Here is a 6,167-nt window from a genome sequence, read left to right as displayed (position 1 = left end):
ATTTCAGTGACAGGCTCGTTGGCACGACTTGGAGAAATGAAGCGAGGGAGATTGATTAAGTAGGGGCGAAAAACAAAGGGTGATATTACCGAATGCCTTTGTTGAGTTGGATACAATGTGGCTGGCAGCCATACCAATAAGAACCTGAAAGATCGAGGTAACACACAAGTCAGGCGAGAAATCGCTTTTATCAATCACTGGTCGAGTGGCATCGTCCAGTGAGCTGTCTTTTTAAGTTTTTAGCAGGCAAGTACGAAAATGAGAGAGTGTTACCGATGGTAAGATTCTTTACATGAAATAACAATTGCACTAATTACACACAACGAAAGCTTAAGCTTTTGTTTTAACTAATTAAAATTTCATTAATTATCACTAGCACGAAATCTAATATTCACGAAAATGCCCGATAACATCTTGTTGTCGGGCGAAGTTCGTGCAGTTCGCACTAAGTGAACTTACGTTAAATATAATGACACAAGCATACTGTTATAATCCTATTTAGAATGACCACACATCAACTTCAAAGGAGTTATATTTGAGCAATGAAAGGTTTACCCGTACAGAGGAAGAACAGAAGGAAAGCAAAGAAATATACGACAAATTCCGAGAGGAACTTTCTAAACGACAACTCTTTAATAATGAAGGCTATGATAAGGCAGTTTTATCCCTATCAGCTTCTGGTCTAGCATTATCTTTAACCGCGATACGTTTCATCACACCACTAGAAAAATCTTCGTATTTGCTTCTTATACAGGCCTCATGGTTTTTATTTTTAATAACCGTAATATCATCAATAATAGCCTATCAGATCAGCAATAAAGCAATAAGTAAGCAATTAGAAATTGCTGAGAGATACTACATTCAAGCTTTAATAAGCGCAGAAGCCGAAAGCAATCCATACCTAAAATTTAACTCATATCTCAATATAACCACTGGTATCTCTTTTTGCTTCGCAATAACATTTGTAGTTCTTTTTGTAACTCTAAATGTCGAGAATCAAACGATGTCCAACAAAAAAACAATCCATAATGTCATAACGACAGATAGCGCAGATATGTTAAGAATGCAAACTGCCCCGAGTGGAAAGCTAGCAACAGCAAGTGCTGACATACCATCAATGCAAATGGCTCCGGGTGTAAGAACAACATCGACTGGTCAGTCTTCCGCAGGTAATGGAAAAGAAACTAGCAAGTCTTCAGAATCCCAAAGCGGGCAGTAATATTCCGATCGTGTTCAATGGCTTAACTTCATAAAAGAACGGCTCCCAATCGGGAGCCGTTCTTGTGTCTAAATCTGGGTACGCATTAAGTGTCGTTACGTTAAATGATGGACTAATTTTCTTGCTATAGCTCTTACAACAGGAACACATACACTATTACCAAACTGTTTATAAGCCTGAACATCACTAACAACTATTTTAAAATCATCAGAAAAACCTTGAAGCCTTGCAGCTTCGCGAGGTGTTATTTTCCTCGGGTTTTTTGAATCTCCTTGGTCAATTAGTATCTCTGACCCATCTTTATAATAACGAGCAGATATAGTATTGGTATATGCAGAATCATGGCTAAATAGACTGTATCCAAAACCATTACCTTTTGCCTTATGTTCTAATTTCCGCCTTTTATGCCCAGCCCAAAGCCGATCTGAAATGGTATATTTATCATGAACATGATCTTGCAAAATACTACCAACAGAAGTCTTCTCGAACGTTGGCTCAGGGAAATCGAACTCTTCACTATTTTTTAAAGCCACTATATAAATCCGCTCTCTATTTTGAGGCGCACCAAAGTCTTTTGCAGCCAAAACTTCGCTTGATACTGTATAGCCTAAGTTTTCAAGAGATTTCTTCATGACTTTGTAAGTATTACCCTTGTCATGAGTTTTTAGTCTTTTTACATTTTCCAGTAAAACCGCTTTTGGTTGATGGTGTTTAATGATCTCAGCTATGTAAAAAAACAATGTTCCCCTAGTATCATCAAAACCCTTTTGTAAACCGGCCTGAGAAAAAGGCTGACAAGGAAACCCAGCCAAAAGCAGATCAAATGAAGGTATATCTGAAGGAGCAATCTCTGTTATGTCACCATGCGGTTCTTCATCCCAATTAGCTTGATAAGTTTCTCTTGCGAACTTATCAATTTCAGAAGAAAACACACAACTTCCACCAAGCTCACTAAAAGGAGTCCTGATACCACCCACTCCTGCAAATAAATCTATAAACTTAAAACTCATACTACTTTTGCCAATACTTTAAAACTTGAGGGATTTCATCAAACAGATAGTCTTCAAAACTTACTACATTCCTTTTATTTATAAGCTTTTCATCCATTTTTACTGTTTTGTAAACAACAAGAATCACATTGTGGTTCGCCATCTGCTCAACTTTAGAAACACTAATATCTTCATCTACTGTTAATAGATAAATGCTTGGTAAACCAGTCCTATTGATCTCTTCAATTACCTCCTGCCAACGCTCTCTCAGAGTAGTTTTCATTGTCCCTATAACAACTTTATCTCTACGCTGTTCAAAGGAATCTAGATTTGGAAGTAAAGAATCAACAATTTTACCTAACCTTTGAGTTTTAAAGTTTTGAGAACCAACTGTAGCTTGTGACTCATAGGGATAACCTAAAGCATCATACAAACCATAAACAATCCCCTCAAAAACCTTACCAGCTCGAGATCTTCTTGATTGAGTATTACTTAATGATAACCTGTATATATAAGGGTATATTTGTCCTGAATAGTCACCAAAAAATTCACGAAGCTTATGCTTCAAATCACTTTTACTCTCTTCAAAAACACGACATAGGTGTTCAAACCTTTCTTCTGGAACAGAAAATTTTTCCGATATGTGCTTAAGTAAAAAAGCATTCATTTTCGATTCTTGCATTAAAAATGATTTAAAAGCTTCTTCTCTCAGTGTCCTAATGACAAGAGACACGTTTCCTTTGTCTTCCAACTCAGTCATTAGAGATTTGTTTTCGGATAAAACATCTACGACAGTCTCTTTTGGAGATTTGATAAACTCTTTACGCGCCTTTCGAATGTAATCATCAAAGGCACTTTGTTCTGATTTTGGGATTTCTGTGAGGTAACTTAAGTCTTGATTCATCATTCAACTCAATCAAAAAAATAGTGATAGAAAAGGGGTGGTCTAAGACCACCCCTTTTCTATAAGAACTCTAATCAGCACAAGGTAAGTACTAGAGTTGCTTTAATTGGCTCACGCATTGTAATACAGAATCAAAACGTAAGGGAATATACCCACGCCTTAACAGACAACCCAGAATAGAGCTTGTCATAACATAGCCGTTTTTTTGGTGTTCATTATTCCTATTATGTTAAACAGGCGAGTTAGCTAACAAAAATACGACTCAGAGCCCCTCAAACGCTCTTAGCAAAGAATTTGGACACTTGATCAAGGCGATATGATTCCATAACGCCTTGTAAGTTTGTGACGATTTCAGAGCAATTTACAGCACGAATTAACATCTACTTGCTTTAGACCAAAATAGCACTGTAATGCTTAAAACTAATAATCGCTTTTTTCTATCGACTTTTCTCTTTCTATGACCGTTGTAAAGGCGATTCTGTCACCTGAAAAGACAAAATTTGGATTAATAAAATAATCACTTCTCTTCTTATGCTTGGCTATTATCTGTGCGAGCTCAAGCTCTTTCAGACCTCGCATAAATGTAGGGAAAGATAACCGAACGTCATGCTCCTGTAGGAAATCTTCAAGGATGTACCTATCAAGCGTCACTCTATCTTTATTGATTGATTGGTGTTGAATAGCAAACATCAAAACATTAAAACTCTTAATACCAGCAGCCTTCAAGTTAAAAGTAAGAGCAATGTTTGCTGTGAATACTTTAACAAATTTCTCAGAGTCTACTTTTTTATACGTTGTTATATGAGTTCCTCTAACCTCACCAGTATCCTCATTGATCAGTACATTATTATCCCTTCCTAAAGGTGAAAGCTTCACACTTTTAGTTCCAATGGGAATGACCATATCTTCAATAAAAGGGTTTATATCGTATCGAACTTCCTTTGCTTTCATCTCGAACCAACCGTTATCAAAAAGTAAGTGGCAACTGATAACAGGCTAATCTTTTCCTGATATCACTGTTATCATGTTAAGCTGCTTTTATGATAACCAGAGGATCAAGAAAAAACAACCGTTATCAAAAAAAACCAACTATTTGATAACGGGGTTAACTGATCCTGATAACGGGGTTAACCGATCCTGAAAAATCGGTCTAGGTTTTATGGGGGCTACAGCCATTTCCCTTCTTAGTTCTTATCTGTATCAGATTAATCAGAACTAAGAAGGATGTTCTGACGCCTTCACTTCGTTCAGTTGTCTGACACTCAGAATCACAAATTTGTGGACAATTTCCGCAAGCGGAAAACGCTGATCGCTTTGACACACAGATTTGCGCTTCTAAGCGTCTTTATTTGTTAAACTCAAGCAAAGGTATTCCCCTTGTTGTTAATTCCTCTTACAGGGCGTTACAGGCGCAGGAAATGGGCATGACGAGCTGTGCGAGGAGTCATTAAACGAGCGAAGCGAAAATCTGACTTGAAGCGAACATAAGATTTAGACTGCGTGAGGAGTGCTTTTAGCGAGTAGGGTGTTTATTCGCACCCTACAGAATGCTTTTTTATTTTAAAGGGGATGTTCGGGGTGATTTGAATCGTCCGTAAAACGATTTCCCTAACGTTTTATCGTATTCTTTGGTAAAGGCTCGTTGGTATTCAGCTTTGAAGAGTTTAAATAACTGGTAGGCTTGCTTCCTCATTTCAGCAAAACAAGGCATGGTTTGAAGTAAAAAATAGCATTGTTCAATTTTTTGATTGTTTTTACTTCGAATAGCTCTCTGAATTCGCTTTTCCCATAATGTGTAGTGTTCAGGGTTAATTCGCCATGTCCAACGAGGTTTGTTTTCTTTGGTGTATCTTGCTTTTTTTTGTAAGTAGTTGTCCCCTTTCAATACTGTTTGTGTTTGCCTGACGAGCTCATACCCAGTGATGGTCACTCGGGTTCGTTTATCAGTAACACTTTTAAGGCTTTCAGATTGAGCAACGATCCCTTCTCCATCACTAACAAATAACCAAACGTCAAAATATTTGCACTTCTTATCACGAAAAAGAATAACGGTGCTGTTAGCTTTCCCTTTCTTTTTGGCATACCAACGTTGCTGTTTTGTTGCATTAATTTGATACCGGTCTTCCCATTTGAATAAAACGGCTTTGAGTTTTCTTTCTGGAATTTGTTCATAGACATAACGGTGACCACCAGATTTAGCAACGGTGCTTTGGATGGTCTTCATCAGATCAGATTTATGATTATGGATGACGTAATTCATGGTAGTTAATTTTAGGTTATTGAGACCACGTTATATTATAAGGAGGTTGAGAGGACGGCAAAAGAGATTCCTATGTACTGCTAGGAAAATACGAAAATTCACGTATTATTCTCGGTGAAGTGGGGAAACTTGCTTCACACAAACCAAGTCATTAATGATTTGAAAAGAAAGCTTACTGGACGATGCCAATCGAACAGTGACCCATCAGCTTAAAGCTGACTGACTTAAAAATAGCGACAGCCAATCGCTAGAGTTTGTAGGGCTGCCATCCTACAAACAGTGTTGCCGAAGCCGTATACCCGTAATTGGGTTCGTACGGCTACGACGGGCGCTCGGGGGTGTAATTCCCCTGTTCGACCCAATCCCTTGAGGGTCAAGGAAGATTGGGCGACACGGAAACGGAGACACTGGTGACAGTGTGACTCCTGTTTGTATTGAAACGGTGAAAATCCGTAGTGAGGGCGGCTGGAAATGGTCGAACTCACTCCCAACGGGTGGGCTGCTGAGAGTATCGAGAGATACTAGGGGTGTGAGGTGAAAACTGGAACACTTGGTACTAAGGGGCGCAAGCTCGTTAGATCGCTGTATAGCTCAAGCCTGTCATTGCATCGGTAGACGTTGCATTTGGGTAAGTGGTATCAAGCCATGAGTGAGAGACTCTGGTAATGAACGGTGAATATTTCTTTTGAGTAAGGGAGATGCTTTGGAATCTCGGTCCCCTGAAAACTGTTAAGCAGTGAGCCGTAGGCTAGGAAGAAATAGGAGTTCGGTGGCGTGATACCCCGACAATAGAAA

Annotated in this window: 5 protein-coding genes; 1 reads left to right on the top strand and 4 read right to left on the bottom strand. The window is 38.6% G+C overall.

The window, feature by feature from the left end; translation table 11 throughout:
- Positions 1 to 535: 535 nt before the first annotated feature.
- Positions 536 to 1,219, top strand: a complete 684-nt coding sequence (locus AB4484_RS04470; protein ID WP_102305256.1) for a hypothetical protein — start codon at positions 536 to 538, stop codon at positions 1,217 to 1,219.
- A 95-nt stretch (positions 1,220 to 1,314) separates the two neighbouring features.
- On the opposite strand, the gene AB4484_RS04465 is transcribed toward AB4484_RS04470, so the two are convergent.
- The 4 genes from AB4484_RS04465 to AB4484_RS04450 all read right to left on the bottom strand — a co-directional run bounded on the left by AB4484_RS04465 (position 1,315) and on the right by AB4484_RS04450 (position 5,372).
- Positions 1,315 to 2,229 (bottom strand): DNA cytosine methyltransferase, encoded by a 915-nt coding sequence (locus AB4484_RS04465; RefSeq protein ID WP_102300451.1) that lies wholly within the window; start codon positions 2,227 to 2,229, stop codon positions 1,315 to 1,317.
- A gap of 1 nt (position 2,230) precedes the next feature.
- The gene (locus AB4484_RS04460; RefSeq protein WP_198593466.1) at positions 2,231 to 3,115 is read right to left on the bottom strand and encodes a type II restriction endonuclease; all 885 of its coding nucleotides are present in this window, start codon (positions 3,113 to 3,115) and stop codon (positions 2,231 to 2,233) included.
- A 417-nt stretch (positions 3,116 to 3,532) separates the two neighbouring features.
- Positions 3,533 to 4,063, bottom strand: coding sequence for a replication/maintenance protein RepL (locus AB4484_RS04455; RefSeq protein ID WP_102300453.1), 531 nt, complete (start codon positions 4,061 to 4,063; stop codon positions 3,533 to 3,535).
- Between the two features lie 604 nt (positions 4,064 to 4,667).
- Entirely contained in the window at positions 4,668 to 5,372 is a 705-nt protein-coding gene (locus tag AB4484_RS04450) for a hypothetical protein (RefSeq protein WP_102300454.1), read from the bottom strand.
- Positions 5,373 to 6,167: the final 795 nt, after the last annotated feature.

The sequence above is a fragment of the Vibrio sp. 10N.261.46.A3 genome, from assembly GCF_041472995.1.
Taxonomy (GTDB): domain Bacteria; phylum Pseudomonadota; class Gammaproteobacteria; order Enterobacterales; family Vibrionaceae; genus Vibrio; species Vibrio coralliirubri.
This window is presented reverse-complemented; position numbering and strand designations above follow the sequence as displayed.

Coding starts and splice junctions, on each gene's coding strand:
- AB4484_RS04455 (WP_102300453.1), bottom strand. CDS start 4,063: ATGAAAGCAAAGGAAGTTCGATACGATATAAACCCTTTTATTGAAGAT.
- AB4484_RS04450 (WP_102300454.1), bottom strand. CDS start 5,372: ATGAATTACGTCATCCATAATCATAAATCTGATCTGATGAAGACCATC.
- AB4484_RS04460 (WP_198593466.1), bottom strand. CDS start 3,115: ATGATGAATCAAGACTTAAGTTACCTCACAGAAATCCCAAAATCAGAA.
- AB4484_RS04465 (WP_102300451.1), bottom strand. CDS start 2,229: ATGAGTTTTAAGTTTATAGATTTATTTGCAGGAGTGGGTGGTATCAGG.